We start from the raw sequence: 15,026 nt of genomic DNA on the forward strand, positions 1-15,026 counted from the left end.
AGATGACGCAGCAATTCCAAAGTACCGCCGAAATCCAGGCGCAGGCCGAATCCGCGCGAAAGCGCGAAATTGACTTCCCGATGACGCTGATCGGCGCGGGCTGCGTGCTCGGCTGCGGTGCGCTGATCTGGGCCGGATTCGCCAATCCGGACGCATTCGGCCGCCTGAGCGACAGTCTGGTCACGCTCTTCTTCATAGCCGCGACGCTGCTGACGCTGGCGATGACGATCCTGAACGTCGCGCTGATATCGCTGACCGCAGGACTCCGCCGGACGCTCCCCGAAAAGCTCGGCGCGGCGAACGAAAAGGTTCAAAGCGCAGGCCCGATCGTCCTGGAAGCGATGAACCGGCTCGCTGATCCGCTCATTCGGCTGATCGCGAATTACAGCGCCGTCGCCGCGCTGTTGAAGCGCAAAAAAGCCGCTGCCGACGCAACGCCAGGGGAAGAAGACAGATCGCTATGAAAGACGATAACCTGAGATTGAAAACGATTCTTTACGGAGGCCTGATCGGCCTGTTCGTCGGCCTCGCTTCCGCGTTGATCAAGGTCAGGCGCGCCGAAGAAAAAGGTCAAACCATTTCGTTCTCATCGAAGGATTCGGTTCGGCTCGGCTCGGCGATTTTCGACCTGATCAGCCGCCTTTCCTGAAAATCCAGACGGGACTACCGTGACGATCGCGCCGTTCTTACCAGTTATCCTGATCGGTGGATTCCGGATCGACTATATTATTTCGCCGAAAGGCGAAGCGTTTAACCACGTTCCCGGCGGACATCTTTTTTACAGCGCCATCGGCCAGCAGTTCTCCGACCGCCAATTCGGCCTCATTTCCCGCGTCGGGCGCGATTATCCGGAAGCGTTTCTTGCCTCGCTTTCAGCGCTCGGGATCGATCTCCGCGGCGTCAAACGCGCGATCGAGGCGTTCGATCAGCGCTTTTTTATTCATTATGACGCGAATCATGAAAAAGACTATGCGCATCCGTTAGCTCACTTCGCGTCCGAACGCCTTCCGCTCCCGAAAGCGCTGCTCGGATATGAATTCAGGCAGCCAACCTTTTCGCAGCTCACTCTCCGCAGCGACGAAACGATCATCCCCCGCGATATTCCACCGGATTATCTGGACGCGACGATGATTCATCTCTGCCCGCAGGATTTCCTGACGCATACCATCATCCCGCAGGAATTCCGTCAACAAGGCGCGAAGCGTATCACGCTGCGGGTCAATCCGGATTACATGATCCCGCAGTTTCTCCCGAAGATTGAATCGCTGGTCGGCGGACTGCATGTGCTCTTCTGCGACGAGAGCGACCTCCAATCGCTTTTCAGCAACTCGCCCATACGGGAGCTCCCCGACCAGCTTCGAACGATCTGCGGCATTGGCGTCGACGCGGCAGCCGTTTTCCGAAATGACGACGTTTATCTCCATGATCAGAGACGCGGCGAAGCGCTGAAGATCCCGACGGGCTTTGGAAAGGCGGAGAACCGGACCGGACTGAAAGACGCGTTCTGCGGTGGAATGGTCGGGGTCCTCGCAAAAACGTATCAGTTCGCTCCGGCGCTCGCCGGCGGCGTGGCGGCGGCTTCGGTCGTCGCTGAATCGCCGGATCCGCTCTTCGCGTTTGAATCGATTCCCGGTCTCTTCGACGCGCGCGCGAAGCATCTCCTTTCCTCGGTGGAAAAAGTCGTTCCGGTCAAGCCTCCGCGGAAATGGCGTCGGAGCCCAACGCGCTGATCAACGGCATTCTTCATCGTTTCATCCAACGCGGCTCATGAAAACCAAAGAATCGATTAAAATGATTTCAAAGACTTGAAAAACTTTTTTAGTTTTCCACAAATAAGGTTATAAAAAGATCGAAAATTAACTCGCTTTAAAAAAAACCAGAAAAAGGAGCCCAACGACATGAAACAACTCGCGAAACTGTTTTCCGGAATTGTTATCGGATCGATCGCCGGGATCGCGGCAACGATCATTTTCTCGCCGAAAAAACGGACGGAATGGTTCGACGAGATTCAGGATCGGACCCAGGACGTTCTATCCGAATTCAATAAAGCCGCGGAAGCCTATAAAACTGAAATGCAGAACGATTTAGCCGAACGCCGCCAGAATTAACGCCCCGCAGCGCGGGGAATTTTCGTCTCAATCAGAAATATCCGCTTCGCGGGAGATTTCAATCGTGAATTTTCCCGCCACGCGCGACGCACGGTTCATCGATGTCACGCCGAAGACGCAGGGCTCCTCCTCCCCGTCAGAACCGGCAAACGAACAGTCAAATCGAACCGGAACGTCGGGAGCGGATCTTTCCGTCCAATACAGCGGATCTTTTTTATTTTCGATCAGCTCCAACGCTGAATCCGCCGCCCCGGCGGGCAGGACGCGGCCCACCACTCCAAACGGAAGCGGGAGCCGGTTTTCCGCGACGATAAACCCGTCCCGCGACGTCCTCCAGCCCGTTTTTCCGGTTTCACCCACCTCTACCGTGTCTTCATAGCCAATCGCATCGATCCGAAAATCGTCCAGAAGAACCCCGTCGCCGCTGACCGCCTGGTCCGTGATAACGTCGAATCGAAGCGTCAGCCGCTCCCCGGCGAACTCGCTGATATCGAGCTCCATCCGTTCCCAGTCTCCGTTCCGTCCGCTCAATCCGTTCCCCAAACTGAATTCGGCAGTCCGGTCCTCCTGTCCGCCCGGAAGCGGAAGAACCCGCCAGTTCGCCCCATCGTCAATCGACGCCAACAGGTATAAATAATCATAATCCGGTTCCAGGTCATAACGGATCGAGAACGAGAAGCGGATCGGCACGGCGTCCCCCGGAAGATTGAAGACGCGTTCCAGGGACGCAACCGAATTGTTTTCCGCCCCGGACCAGAAGAAAGGTCCATCGTTCGATTCGGCGATCGCGGTCAGAGGGACCGTCGGCTCGAACGCAACGCTGATCCGCGCGCCGCCATCGCGGCAGCCCACGCTGAAAAAACGGGTTCCATACGGAAGCGTCTCGCCCGAAATCGTCCCGTTTTCACAGCTCAGCTCCGTTATCGACGCCGCACGGTCGGGAACCGGCGCGCGATCGAGCGAAAGGTAGCCGTTCTCCGTCCGCTCTTCGAAGAGCAGCGCCAGATTCGCCTTGACCCAGTCCAGATAGACGTCGTCGGCGCTTAGCTCCGAGCCGACCGCCGCCAGCGCTTCGTCCAGACCGTCCAGGTTATTCCCCTGCGCCAGGGCCCAGGGGCGCAGGAATTCAACGCCGAATCGTTCGCTCACGTATTTAACGAACAGGTACGACGCGCCATAGTTGGGGATCGCCGACGGTTCCGTCCGCCAGAGCGTCATCGACGTATCCGGATTGCGGAAGAACGCGTTCTCGTACATGTCGCTGAACCGTTCGCCCGTAAACGCTTCGGCGAAGCCGGAAAAGCCCTCGTCGATATTCGAGCCTTCGTTCGCATCCTGAAAAAAATGGATCATGTGCTGGAACTCATGGCTCAGCGTATTCACGATTCGCGCTCCGTCATAACGGAGAAGCTCGTCGCTCAGCATGAACATCTCCATCCCGTTCGATTTCGGGACGATATCCGGATGAACCGTGTCGCGCGAAGAGAAATAGCCTAAGATCCCGCGCCCGAGCTTATTCGTAATCAGCGCATGAATTCGCCGATCGCCGTCAATTCCGGGAGACGCTTCCGACCCAAAAACCTGATGCATCAGCGGAACTACCCGCTCGTCAAAATCGCGCAGCCCCTCCACAATCGTTTCCGGAAGCTTCCGGCTCAAATCCCGATCGAGCCAGACGACGAGCGAATCGCCGATCCAGACAATCTCGCCGTCAGCCTCGACCGTTTCCGAGTTATCAGAGTCGATAATGTAGAAAATGCGCCGGTCTCCGATTTTCCAGTCCGGCGGAACGAGCGTCCGCAGCGGGACCGTCGTTTTCCCATAACGAAGCGCAAGATCTTCCCAATCAAACGCCCCGTCGCTCTCCGACGCCGCCGGAAAAACCGCGGCGGGACGATCCCATGCGGCCGAAACAGACCGGCCCTCCGTCAGTCCCAGGGCCCGGCAGCAAATCAGCGCCATCAGAACCGCCGCGCCACGCCGAAGCTTCATGCGTCGTCCCTCCGATCCAGGGCGGGACAAGCGGCGAGCGACGCCCCGGCGCTGATCCCGACGCTGACCCAAAGGTACGGGAGCGCGAACGTATCGACGCTGAACCCCTCGATTAAAAACGCGATCAGCGTAAAACAGGCGGCCAATCCCACAGACCGCAAAATGGGCGCCGCGTTCCTGGACAGCCGCCGCGCCGCCGCGAACGACGAGATCAGCCAGCTCGCAAACAAGGCGAACCCGATCACGCCGGTTTCCGCCAGCAGCCGGATCCAGAAGCTCTTGATATTCAGCAGCGTTTCAGATCGAAAAAGCAGGTCCCGAACTTCAACAAGCCGCAGCGCAGTCGGCGAAAGCACGTCCGAAATATAGAACCCCGCCTGTCCCAGCCCTGCGCCCATGATCGGTTTTTCCGAGAAAACGTTCCAGCCAGCTTCCCAATACACGAAGCGCGAAGCCAGGCTCAGTTTCTCAGCCAAATACGCCGCCGCGTCGGACCGCCCGCTCAAATTCAGCGTAAACAGCTCGCGCATTCGATAATCGAGCCGCGTCAGCGTCCAAAGCACAAGAAAGCCAACGGCCGGAAGCAGGACGATCAACGCCAGGACGCGCAGCCGCCGCCGTCTTCTCGCCGCCAGATCGGGAACCCGACCGGACGAAAAAGAGCTCCGTCCAATCGCGAGCGCGCTCAGGACCAGCGCAAACGCCGCCAGTCCGACCCGCGACAACGTCAGGTACAGCACCACCGCGCCGAGGCCCAGCAGGATCGTTTCAATCGTCATCCGCCCGCGCCGCCAGTCATGCGCGGTTGTTCCCTGAACCGTCGCCGCCAGCCACCAAGGCAGGTACAACAGGTTCAGCTGATGCGCCAGCCAGGACGGCTCCAGCGTAAATCCGACGAAACGCTGGCGGAAAAGCGTTCCGACCGAAAAAACCGACTGCGCCTGACGCATCCAACCCGGATAGCCCTGACGCGTATACCAGAAAGCTGCCTGAAGCAGCGTCCAGATCAGGACGATGACCCCGCTCCAATTGATCCAACGCATCGCAGCGCGAATCCGATCCGGCGTCTGGCAATATGCCATTGCCGTCAGAAAAAAGATCAATCCAATCGCTAACGTCAGCGACGCGTTCAGCGCGCTGCGCAGCGGGGACGCGTTTTTATAAAAAACTCCTTCCGAGCCGGGGAACCGCGCGAACGTCAGCGCCACGGCGACGAGCGCGAACAGGAAAATCGGCGCCGCGGTTGAAGCGAATTTCAAGCGCCCGTTGATCCAACGCGGAAACAGCCACCCAATCAGCAACACCCCCGCGATCAGCCCGGAAGGCGCGGCGACAACGTCCGACCCAACCAGCCGAACGATCAGCGGCATGGAGGTCACCGGCAACAGCAGGAAAAAAGACGCCCAGACGATCGGCCACAGCCGGCTCCAGCGAACAACAAAAGTTCGACCGTTCATGCGCCCGTCCGCAGCTCCCGTTCGCGCCGGATCAGCGAAGCGATCCAGGCGACGGCAGCCGCAGCCACCGCGCCGAGAATCGCGCCGCAAAGCGCGAAGACCGCGCGCGTTCCCGTCAGCCGCCGTATTCGAATCCCGTCAAAATCCGGCGTTCCAAACCGAAGCGCCGATGAAACCCCCGCGCTAAGCCGTTCATAATCCGCCGCCTCCGCGCTCAACCGTTCGATCTCCCGGTCCAACGCCGCGCCGCTCAGGTCGCAGCGTTTCGAGGAGGGTTCCGCGGCTAAATCCAGCCCGCAGCGGACTATCCCCGCCAAAGCCGAACGTGCGGCGTCGGCTTGAAGCGCAGAGCGAACCTTCGCCGCCAGCACCGCCGACGTCGATTCCAGCCAGAGCTGCGCCCGAACCAACGCTTCAACCTCGGACGAGCCTCGAACTGACAGGATCATGCGGTCGTTCGTACGCTGAACCGAGGCGATCGCCCGAAAAGCGGCCGGCTGGAGCCCCGTTTTCGCGGACACGCCATTCAAAACCTCCGCCGAAACCGCGACATCTTCACAGGCGGCGATCATACGATCGACGTCCAGATCGGAAAGCGCCCCAGTCGCCGAAAAATCGACCGAAAGCGACTGCGCCGCGCTCGCGAGATAAACCGGAGCGGATAAATCTGAAAGAAAGACGCCGGCGATCCCGCCAACCGCGATCAGCAGCGCCGTCAGCCACCAACGTTTTACGAAGAAATTCAACAGATATTCCATGCTCCCAATTATAGCCGCTTCTTACACACGTTTTTCTACTCGCTTTTATCCGGGAAAGACCGATCGGACGAATCATAATCGCGGTTCTGCACGCTTCGGTCGGATTTATAATGGATTGAAAGAACAGGTTGAAATCCGGCGAAAAAGGGAAAAAACCGCGAAAATCCGCCGGAAATTGAAAAAAAAGCGAAAAAGAAAGGGCTTTTTCCCGGCATTCCGGGGTAAAAACATGAATAAAACCGAAAATCAGCTGTCAGAAGCGACAGCGGAAAAACCGCGCCCGTTCGCGATCATCGAACGGCTCCTCATCGGGAAGCCGTTAGCGACCGAAGCGTTGGCGCATGAGACGATCGGGAAAGGCGTCGGCCTGGCCGTCTTCGCTTCCGACGCGTTATCGTCCATGGCGTATTCGACGCAGGAGATGATGTTCGTGCTGGCGGCGGCGGGAACGGCGGGATTCAATTTCATCATGCCGCTGACACTGCTGACCGTCGCGCTGCTGGCGTTGCTGACAATTTCGTATGAACAGACGATCCACGCCTATCCGAACGGAGGCGGCGCCTATATCGTTTCCCGCGATAACCTGGGCGACGTTCCGGCGATGATCGCCGCGGCCGCGCTGCTGACCGATTATATTCTGACCGTCGCGGTCTCGATCTCCTCCGGCGTCTCGCAAATTACTTCGATCTTTCCCGAATATTACGCGTACCGCGTCTGGATCGCCGTTGTCTTCGTCCTGATCGTCATGCTCATCAATTTACGCGGAGTCAAGGAAGCCGGAATCGTCTTCGCGATCCCGACGTATATCTTTTTAGGCGCGATTGCCCTGATGGTCCTGATCGGATTCTTCCGATTTTTTACCGGATCGCTGGGGACGGTCGTCGATCCGCCGCGGCTGGAAATCGACGGCGGGTTTCAGGCGGTCAGCCTTTTCCTGATCCTGAAGGCGTTCGCGACCGGAACGACCGCGCTGACCGGCGTTGAAGCGATTTCGAACGGGATCACCGCGTTTAAAGAACCGCGGACGAAAAACGCAGGCCAGACGCTGATGATGATGTCGACGATTTTAGGCGTGCTGCTGATCGCGGTTTCCTTCCTGAGTTTCCGCGCGCAGGCCGTTCCTTCCGAATTGGAAGGAAATATTTCGCAGCTCGCGCGCACGGTCTACGGCTCAAAAAACCTGCTCTACCTGATTACCGTCGGGGCCACGATGATTATTCTGGTCATGGCGGCGAATACGGCGTTCGCCGGGTTTCCGCGGTTGAGCGCGATCCTCGCGCAGGACGGATTCCTCCCGCGCCGGTTCGCCTGGAAAGGAACGCGCCTCGTCTTCACGTCCGGAATTATTTTCCTGTCGATCGTCGCGATCGCGCTGATCCTCTTCTTTCAGGCCAGCGTCAACCGCCTGATCCCGCTGTACGCGGTCGGCGTTTTCTTCTCGTTCACGCTTTCGCAGTTCGGCATGGCGAAGCGATGGCGAAAGAGCGGGCGGCTTTCCAGCGGCGAATCGATCGAGACGCATGGGAATCCGTTGACGTACGATCCAAAATGGGCGTTCAAAATGATCGCCAACGGTGTCGGCGCGGCCGCCTCCGCAGCGATCGCGCTCGTTTTCGCCATTACAAAATTTACCTCGGGCGCATGGGTGATCCTGATCCTGACGCCGCTCCTCGTTGTCCTCTTCGCGCGGATCAAACGTCATTATGACTGGGTCGCGCGCAGCCTGTCCCTGAGCCATGGGGTATCGCGATCGGTCGAGATTAATAAGAATCATATGATCCTGCTCCTGAGCGGCGTGCATCAGTCTTCGCTGAAAGCGTATCATTACGCGAAAACCTTAGCGCCGGAGCTGGAAGTCGTTCATGTCGAAATCGACCCGGAAAAAACCGAAAAAATGCGCCAAAGCTGGGAGAAATGGAGCGACGGCGATCCGCTGATCGTGCTGCCCTCGCCGTATCGGCACTTGCTCACGCCGATCCTGAAATTTATCACCGACCGCGCCAACGCGTTAGCTCCCGACGAAGTCCTTACGGTTCTCGTCCCGCGTTTTATCAGCGACGCCGTCGGCGGCTCGCTTCTCCACGCGAATAACGCGGACGTGCTGCGAAAGGCGCTGATCGGGTTCCCGAAAATCGTCGTTACCGAAATTCCGTTTAACCTGAACGAAATTAAATAGCCGGTTTATCCAAGGAAAAATTGGCTGTCATATTCTTTCCGCCGGGAGGAATCTTTTATCGGAATAAAGTGATATAAACGGAGACATGAACAAATCGATCGCATTCGCACATTTCTTTTTCTTTTTTGGCTTTGATCGCCGGCTGAAACCTGTGCAGCGCGGATAGATTTGCTCGTCCAACCGGATAAGCGACCTCCTGCACGGGCAGGAGGTTTTTTTATTCCGGGAACCGATTCCGTTCAATAGAGGAGAGAACCATGTTAAAGAAGAGAATTTTATCTGTGTTGATTGTCGTTTTGACGCTTTCGCTGTCCGCCGGTCTCGCCAGCGCACGGGACGCTGAATCGCGCTTCAGCGTCGGCGTCCTGCAGCTCGTTGAACACGCGTCGTTGGACGCCGCCTACGAAGGCTTCGTCGCAGGATTGGCGGAAGCCGGATTTGTCGTGGACGAAAACCTGACGATCGATTTTCAGAACGCCCAGGCCGACCAGTCGAACATGGTCACGATCAGCGAACGTTTCGTCAAGAATAAGGTCGACCTGATCCTCGCGATCGCGACCCCGGCCGCTCAGGCGGTCGCCGCCGCTACGACCGAAATCCCGATCGTTTTCACGGCCGTTACCGATCCGGTCGAAGCCCGTCTCGTCGAAACGCTCGAAGCGCCGGGAACGAATATCACGGGCGTCAGCGACGCTGGCCCGATCGATGAGCAAATCGAACTCATCGCCGCGCTCGTTCCCAAGGCTAAAACGATCGGGATTTTGTACAATTCATCGGAGGTCAATTCAGAAATCCAGGCCAAACAGGCGGAAGCGGCCGCCAGGCGGATCGGACTGGAAGTAAAGTTCGGGACGGTCGCCTCGGTCAACGATATCGAGCAGGTCTTAACGTCGATTTCGGACGACGTCGAAGCGATTTACCTGCCAACCGATAATACCTTCGCCTCGGCGATGGCGAATGTCGCCAAGGTCACAGAAGCGAAAAAGCTCCCGGTCATCGCCGGAGCGCAGAGCATGGTCGAAGAAGGCGGACTGGCCACGATCGGGCTCGATTACTATAAGCTGGGCTTGCAGACGGGCGCGATGGCGGCGAAGATCCTGAACGGTGAAAGCGAACCTGCGACGACGCCGGTTGAGACGCTTCAGGATACCGATCTGATGATCAATTTTGATACCGCGAAAGCGATCGGCTATACTTTCCCGCCCGAAATTCTCGCGGAAGCCACGATCAGAATCGGGAAAGAATAGTTAAATAAAAGCGCCCGCGCGGATCGGATCGAAGATTCAGTCCTGACGCTTTAGCGCTTTGCACTGTAACGCTTTATGGTGGTAAAATAAGGGAAACGAATCGTTAAGCGGGAACGCTTCGCGCGCCCGCATTTTACAAGTTCATCTTTTCAGGAGCTACGTTATGAAAAAAGCTGTCTTTACCCTGATTCTCGCGCTCTGCCTCGCGATCCTGACCCCGTTCGCGTCGTTCGCCCAGACCGACGCTATCCAAATCGGCGTCCTTCAGCTCGTTGAACATCCGGCGCTGGACGCCGCATACAAAGGATTCGTCGACGGGTTAGCCGAAGCCGGATTCGTCGACGGCGAAAATATCGAAATCGACTTCCGCAACGCGCAAGCCGACCAGTCGAATCTGATGACGATGAGCGATCGTTTCGTTAAGAATAACGTCGACCTGATCCTCGCGATCGCGACGCCCGCGACGCAGTCCGTCGCCTCGGCGACCAGCACGATTCCGATCCTGTTCACCGCTGTAACCGATCCGGTCGCAGCGCGCCTCGTCGAGAGCTGGGAAAAGCCGGGACTGAACGTGACCGGCGTCTCCGATATCGGCCCGATCGAAGATCAGATTAACCTCTGCCGGCGACTCCTCCCGGAAGCGAAAACGATCGGGATCATCTATAACTCGTCCGAAGTCAATTCGGAGGTCCAGGCCAAAGAGGCCGAAAAGTACGCGAAAGAAGCGGGCTTCAAAGTCGAATTCGGGACCGTAACTTCGGTCAACGACATCGAGCAGGTCGCGACTTCGTTAGCCGCGAAATCGGATATCTTCTACGTCCCGACCGATAATACGATCGCCTCAGCGATTCCCAACCTCGTCCAGGTCGCACAGGAAAAAGGACTCCTGATCGTCGGCGGCGAAGAAGGCCAGGTTGAGTCCGGCGCCGCCGCCACGATCAGTATCAGCTACTATAAATTAGGCCTGCAAACGGCAGCGATGGCGGTCAGGATCCTGAAAGACGGAGCAACCCCGGCGGATCTTCCCGTCGAAAAGCTTGAAGATACCGACCTGATTATCAATCAGGCTTACGCCGATGAAATCGGCTACACGTATCCGAAGGAGATCCTCGACGCCGCGAATACGGTTTACTGATTTGAAATCGCCGGGGAAGGCCGGTCCGATTCAGACGATCGGTCGCTGTCTTCCGCGCCTTTCGGAACTCGAAAAGTATCGAAATCACGCGCGACGACCGTATTCGGAAAAACCGCCGCCGCTTCCCGGAGGATATTGCGGTCGCGGTACCGGCGCGAAACATGCGTCAGGAAGAGCCGACCGACCCCGGCGTCCTTCGCCAGCTGCGCGCTCATGCGCGCGGTCAAATGCGAATAATGCTTCGCCATATCGGCGTCTTCTTCAAGGTAGGTCGCCTCGATAACGAGCGCGTCCGCGCCGCGAACAATATCGACGAGCCGACGCGGCTCGCCGCAGTCGCCAACGACGACCAGCCGCGTCCCAGGGATTTCGTCGCCTAAAACCTCCGTCCCGGAGATGACCCGTCCGTCCGGAAGCGTAACCGAGTTTCCCAGCGCCAATTCGCGCCGCCAGGGTCCCGGCGGGATCGAAAGCGCTTCCGCCCGTTCGGGTAAAAACGGTCGCCGGCTCTTGCGCTCGAAAATATAGCCGAACGAATCCGTGCCGCGATGCACCACCGGGAAACAGGACAGACAGAAATCCGCCGTTTCCAGGATCGGACGATCCGGGTCAACTTCATTGAATTGAATCATCGCCGGGACGCGCGTCCCGCGGCAGACGATTTTCGTCACCAGGTCATTAACCCGAGCCAGCGTCTCGCGTCCGCCATACAGATGAATCGCGTCCATCGATTCCCAGCGGATCATCGTCGAGAGCAGCCCCGCGACGCCCAGAATATGATCCAGATGCCCATGTGTCAGTAAAATTCTATTCAGGTTCCGGAATCCCAACCCGGACATCAGGATCTGCCGCTGCGTCCCCTCGCCGCAATCCACTAAAAACCGATTCTCCGCATAGCGGATCATCAACGCCGGCAAGGACCGCTGAATCGAAGGCGCGGATGCCGATGTGCCTAAAAATGTCAGTTCAAACAAGCCGATTTTCTCTGCTTTCCGATATTTTTCTCAATAGCTCTCGCCGTTTATTGTACCAAAGACGGTATCCGGCGCCGCGGGCCCGGGCCGATTCCCGATATATAAAACGCGGGGACTCCGCCTTGCGCGGAATCCCCAGATCATTTACAATTTAACCGGGCAACGGCTTCTCGGGTGACCCCCTCATCCGGAATGTCCGGATTGCCCATTTTTTATTGACTGACGCACGTTACCGACCGCCGTAATGCGTCCCGCACTGCGCGATCTTAAGCGTATCGTCCGCGATCCAAAAAACAAGCCGGTTCTTCTCGTCGATCCGAACGCTCCAAAGCCCCGATAAGTCGCCTTTCAACAGTTCCGGCTTTCCGATTCCGTGCGTCCCGTTCCGCTCGATATCCAGAATGAGCTTATTAATCCGTTTCAGCGTCTTCCGATCCTGCGCCTGCCAATACAGATACTCCTCCCAAGATTCATCCGACCAGACTTTTTTCATATGACATCAACATCGATCAATTCATGCACGATGCCTCTGCCAGATTCTATCTGAGAAATTGATTTCTTTAATCTCGCCATGTTTTCCGGACTGTAAAACGGATCGGCGGAGACCTCGAACGGGATCCGCATTTCGTTCCCAAGCTTCACTAAAAAGATATTGATCGCAGTCGTCATCGACATCCCAATCGCCGCACACGCGTTCTCCGCGTTCCGTTTAACCGTTTCGTCCACCCGAATATTAATCTGCGCCATCGCTGCGCTCCTTTCTACTACGCCAGAATTATAAAAAATTATAGCTTTTGTAAACAGAAACACTACAATATTTCTATACAATCGAATGAGGGCTCGCGCTGCCCGTCAATCCGCTCGGAACCGCAGGAAGCGCCGCCAGAAGCCCATTTTATAATACGCGCCGACGAAAACGCTGCAAAGCGTCCAGGCGATCACGATCGATAAAAAGACCATTCGATAATCCTGATGAATCCTGACCAGCGTATACGCGGCCGACACGCGGATAACGACGTTGCAGGTAAAACTCGCCATCAGCGGCGCGACCGAATCGCCCATTCCGCGGACGGCGCCGCTCAACACGACGTAGGTATTGACGAGGACGTAACCGATCGACAGGACGCGCAGGATTTCCAGCCCGACCTGAATGACCTCCTGATCGCCGGTAAACATGTACATCAGATTATCGCCGAAGAAGAAAATCAGGAGCGCCAGAACCAGCGTCACGCCCTGACTCAGGATCAGCGTCATTTTAATCCCATGCTTCGCGCGGTCGAGCCGTTTCGCGCCGATATTCTGACCCACGAACGTCGTGATCGCGATCGCAAACGAGTTCATCGGCAGCATGACGAATTGATCCATGCGGGTGACGGCGGAATAAGCGGCGATAACTGTCGAGCCGAACTGATTGATCAGGTTCTGCTGAAGGAGAAAGCCAACTGAGAAAATCGACGTCTGCAGCCCCGCCGGCATTCCGATTTCCAGGATCCGCCGCCCCAGCGCCCAGTTCAGCCGATAACCGCGGAGCCGAATATCGTAATCCTTCTGCTTGACTGCGAGATGAATAAACGTTGTAACCGCGGCGATCAGCTGCGCGCTGACGGTCGCCCAGGCCGCGCCCTCGATCCCCATCTTCAACCCGAACACGAAAAGGATCAGCAGCCCGATATTTATAACGTTCGAAATAATTAAATAGACGACAGGCGAAAACGAATCGCCGATTCCGCGGAAAATCCCCGAAAGAATATTGAACAGGAACATCGGCAGCAGGCCCATGAACATGATCCGCGTATACGTCGTCGCCATCGCCATAATGTTTTCCGGCGTCCCGGTCCAGATCAGCAGCGTTTTTGAAAATAAAGCGCCGACAATCGTCGCGAAGATCCCGCCGCTGACCGTCAGCACGAGCGATATCAGAATCGACTCGTTCAGCTTTTTCCGATCGCCGGCGCCGAAATTCTGCGACACGACGACGGTCGCGCCGGTCGAAATCCCCGTGAACAGCCCGATCAGCAGGTTATTAATCGGGTTATAGACGCCAATCGCCGCGAGCGCTTCGCTTCCGACGCGATTCCCCAGAATAATCGCGTTAACCGTGTTATACAGCTGCTGAAAGACATTGCCGACGATAAGCGGGAGACAGAAATTGAGAATATGCCGAAGCGGCGCGCCCTCGGCCATCGAATGATCCGGTTTTTTAATCATCAGGTTCATCGCAGGCTCCCAGCAGGTCTGTCCAGGCCGGATCCGTCTGAACGATTTTTACGCCGCGCTATTGCGCCGCGATCATCGTCAGCACGGAATATCAAAATCAACTGTCAAAAATCGGCAGATCGATCACGGTCGTCCAGAAAAACGCGATCATCGCCAACAGGTAGCGCAGGTTCTCCCGATCGTCCGCCACAGCGACCGGCATATCGATCTGGTTCAGGATCGATTCCGATTTCTTACTCGGCGAAAACATGGCTTCCAGACGGCTGCGAAAGTCCATTTCTTTCTGCTGCAGCCCGTATGAAAACCGCAGCTCCGCCTTCCCGGCTTCCTCCGCCTCGCGCATCTCGTCAAACGAATATGACCGCTCCCAATCAAAATCCTTCGCGCAGGAATACACGCATTTCCGATGCCGCGCCGGCTGAAAATGCGCAATGCCGACCCGAGTCCCCGCCGCGTCGAAAATCCGGTTCGGATACGTCGTTACGAAGCGAAAAAGGCGATGGTTCGGATAGAGAACTTCGACCGCCCCGAGCGGTTCTTCGTCCGCCGAATACAGGTGGACCCGCCGCGCGGTCAGGTTGCGTTTTTTATCGAGAAGAACCTTCTTCGACTCATCTTCCGGGATAAAGCTTCCGTAAATTTCCTCCGGCGTATTGATGTCCGGGTTGAACGGGTTGTACCTCGCGACCAGGAATGCGCCTTTTTTCTGATATTCCGCAGGCTGCTGATAGACGAAGGGGCTGACGAACGAGAAAGCGTATTGATGAAATGTATCCGAGAAATGGACGATCCGATTCACCGTTCCCTCGACAGGGAACCGGATAGCGTTAAAATCGATCATGATAATCATTTCCTATTCTTACTCAAGTAGTTTTTTCTGACGCATTTCTTACACACATCTTCCCTTTTGATTATAACCCGCGAATCCACCATAATCCAAAACTCCCCCAACCGCATTCGCG

15 protein-coding genes are annotated in these 15,026 nt (G+C 56.8%); 7 read left to right on the plus strand and 8 right to left on the minus strand.

Annotation, left to right across the window (positions count from 1 at the left end; translation table 11 throughout):
* Positions 1-2 precede the first annotated feature (2 nt).
* From BEQ56_11395 to BEQ56_11410, 4 genes are all read left to right on the plus strand, one after another.
* Positions 3-464, plus strand: coding sequence for a hypothetical protein (locus BEQ56_11395; protein AOH44023.1), 462 nt, complete (start codon positions 3-5; stop codon positions 462-464).
* Positions 461-649 (plus strand): hypothetical protein, encoded by a 189-nt coding sequence (locus BEQ56_11400; protein AOH44024.1) that lies wholly within the window; start codon positions 461-463, stop codon positions 647-649. Before BEQ56_11395 ends, BEQ56_11400 begins: the two co-directional genes overlap by 4 nt.
* A gap of 19 nt (positions 650-668) precedes the next feature.
* Positions 669-1,730: a hypothetical protein gene (locus tag BEQ56_11405; protein ID AOH44025.1), complete on the plus strand. Its 1,062-nt coding sequence runs from the start codon at positions 669-671 to the stop codon at positions 1,728-1,730.
* 168 nt (positions 1,731-1,898) lie between these two features.
* Positions 1,899-2,108: a hypothetical protein gene (locus tag BEQ56_11410; protein AOH44026.1), complete on the plus strand. Its 210-nt coding sequence runs from the start codon at positions 1,899-1,901 to the stop codon at positions 2,106-2,108.
* Positions 2,109-2,135: 27 nt separating this feature from the next.
* On the opposite strand, the gene BEQ56_11415 is transcribed toward BEQ56_11410, so the two are convergent.
* The 3 genes from BEQ56_11415 to BEQ56_11425 are packed head-to-tail and all read right to left on the minus strand — an operon-like array spanning position 2,136 to position 6,315.
* Positions 2,136-4,100 (minus strand): hypothetical protein, encoded by a 1,965-nt coding sequence (locus tag BEQ56_11415; protein AOH44027.1) that lies wholly within the window; start codon positions 4,098-4,100, stop codon positions 2,136-2,138.
* Complete coding sequence (locus BEQ56_11420; GenBank protein AOH44028.1) at positions 4,097-5,557, minus strand: hypothetical protein; 1,461 nt, start codon at positions 5,555-5,557, stop codon at positions 4,097-4,099. Before BEQ56_11420 ends, BEQ56_11415 begins: the two co-directional genes overlap by 4 nt.
* Positions 5,554-6,315, minus strand: coding sequence for a hypothetical protein (locus BEQ56_11425; GenBank protein ID AOH44029.1), 762 nt, complete (start codon positions 6,313-6,315; stop codon positions 5,554-5,556). The genes BEQ56_11420 and BEQ56_11425 overlap by 4 nt, the downstream gene beginning before the upstream one ends.
* Before the next feature lie 229 nt (positions 6,316-6,544).
* Between BEQ56_11425 and BEQ56_11430 the strand changes: the two genes are divergently transcribed.
* The 3 genes from BEQ56_11430 to BEQ56_11440 all read left to right on the plus strand — a co-directional run bounded on the left by BEQ56_11430 (position 6,545) and on the right by BEQ56_11440 (position 10,873).
* A complete protein-coding gene (locus BEQ56_11430) occupies positions 6,545-8,491 on the plus strand; it encodes a permease (protein ID AOH44528.1) in 1,947 nt (648 codons plus the stop codon).
* Between the two features lie 257 nt (positions 8,492-8,748).
* On the plus strand, positions 8,749-9,738 hold the full coding sequence (locus tag BEQ56_11435) for an ABC transporter substrate-binding protein (protein AOH44030.1): 990 nt from the start codon (positions 8,749-8,751) through the stop codon (positions 9,736-9,738).
* Between the two features lie 163 nt (positions 9,739-9,901).
* Positions 9,902-10,873 (plus strand): hypothetical protein, encoded by a 972-nt coding sequence (locus BEQ56_11440; GenBank protein ID AOH44031.1) that lies wholly within the window; start codon positions 9,902-9,904, stop codon positions 10,871-10,873.
* Here the strand turns inward: BEQ56_11440 and BEQ56_11445 are convergent.
* The 5 genes from BEQ56_11445 to BEQ56_11465 form a co-directional block, all read right to left on the minus strand.
* Complete coding sequence (locus tag BEQ56_11445) at positions 10,867-11,847, minus strand: ribonuclease Z (protein ID AOH44032.1); 981 nt, start codon at positions 11,845-11,847, stop codon at positions 10,867-10,869. The genes BEQ56_11440 and BEQ56_11445 overlap by 7 nt on opposite strands.
* A gap of 229 nt (positions 11,848-12,076) precedes the next feature.
* The gene (locus BEQ56_11450; GenBank protein ID AOH44033.1) at positions 12,077-12,340 is read right to left on the minus strand and encodes an addiction module protein; all 264 of its coding nucleotides are present in this window, start codon (positions 12,338-12,340) and stop codon (positions 12,077-12,079) included.
* Positions 12,337-12,594 carry an addiction module antitoxin gene (locus BEQ56_11455; GenBank protein AOH44034.1) on the minus strand — a complete coding sequence of 86 codons (258 nt, stop codon included), beginning with the start codon at positions 12,592-12,594 and terminating at the stop codon, positions 12,337-12,339. The genes BEQ56_11450 and BEQ56_11455 overlap by 4 nt, the downstream gene beginning before the upstream one ends.
* Before the next feature lie 105 nt (positions 12,595-12,699).
* Positions 12,700-14,055, minus strand: a complete 1,356-nt coding sequence (locus BEQ56_11460; protein AOH44529.1) for a hypothetical protein — start codon at positions 14,053-14,055, stop codon at positions 12,700-12,702.
* Positions 14,056-14,161: 106 nt separating this feature from the next.
* On the minus strand, positions 14,162-14,914 hold the full coding sequence (locus BEQ56_11465; GenBank protein ID AOH44035.1) for a hypothetical protein: 753 nt from the start codon (positions 14,912-14,914) through the stop codon (positions 14,162-14,164).
* Positions 14,915-15,026: the final 112 nt, after the last annotated feature.

Source organism: Anaerolineaceae bacterium oral taxon 439, from assembly GCA_001717545.1.
Classification (GTDB): Bacteria; Chloroflexota; Anaerolineae; order Anaerolineales; family Anaerolineaceae; genus Flexilinea.

Coding starts and splice junctions, on each gene's coding strand:
- BEQ56_11395 (AOH44023.1), top strand. CDS start 3: ATGACGCAGCAATTCCAAAGTACCGCCGAAATCCAGGCGCAGGCCGAA.
- BEQ56_11400 (AOH44024.1), top strand. CDS start 461: ATGAAAGACGATAACCTGAGATTGAAAACGATTCTTTACGGAGGCCTG.
- BEQ56_11410 (AOH44026.1), top strand. CDS start 1,899: ATGAAACAACTCGCGAAACTGTTTTCCGGAATTGTTATCGGATCGATC.
- BEQ56_11415 (AOH44027.1), bottom strand. CDS start 4,100: ATGAAGCTTCGGCGTGGCGCGGCGGTTCTGATGGCGCTGATTTGCTGC.
- BEQ56_11420 (AOH44028.1), bottom strand. CDS start 5,557: ATGAACGGTCGAACTTTTGTTGTTCGCTGGAGCCGGCTGTGGCCGATC.
- BEQ56_11425 (AOH44029.1), bottom strand. CDS start 6,315: ATGGAATATCTGTTGAATTTCTTCGTAAAACGTTGGTGGCTGACGGCG.
- BEQ56_11430 (AOH44528.1), top strand. CDS start 6,545: ATGAATAAAACCGAAAATCAGCTGTCAGAAGCGACAGCGGAAAAACCG.
- BEQ56_11435 (AOH44030.1), top strand. CDS start 8,749: ATGTTAAAGAAGAGAATTTTATCTGTGTTGATTGTCGTTTTGACGCTT.
- BEQ56_11440 (AOH44031.1), top strand. CDS start 9,902: ATGAAAAAAGCTGTCTTTACCCTGATTCTCGCGCTCTGCCTCGCGATC.
- BEQ56_11450 (AOH44033.1), bottom strand. CDS start 12,340: ATGAAAAAAGTCTGGTCGGATGAATCTTGGGAGGAGTATCTGTATTGG.
- BEQ56_11455 (AOH44034.1), bottom strand. CDS start 12,594: ATGGCGCAGATTAATATTCGGGTGGACGAAACGGTTAAACGGAACGCG.
- BEQ56_11460 (AOH44529.1), bottom strand. CDS start 14,055: ATGATTAAAAAACCGGATCATTCGATGGCCGAGGGCGCGCCGCTTCGG.
- BEQ56_11465 (AOH44035.1), bottom strand. CDS start 14,914: ATGATTATCATGATCGATTTTAACGCTATCCGGTTCCCTGTCGAGGGA.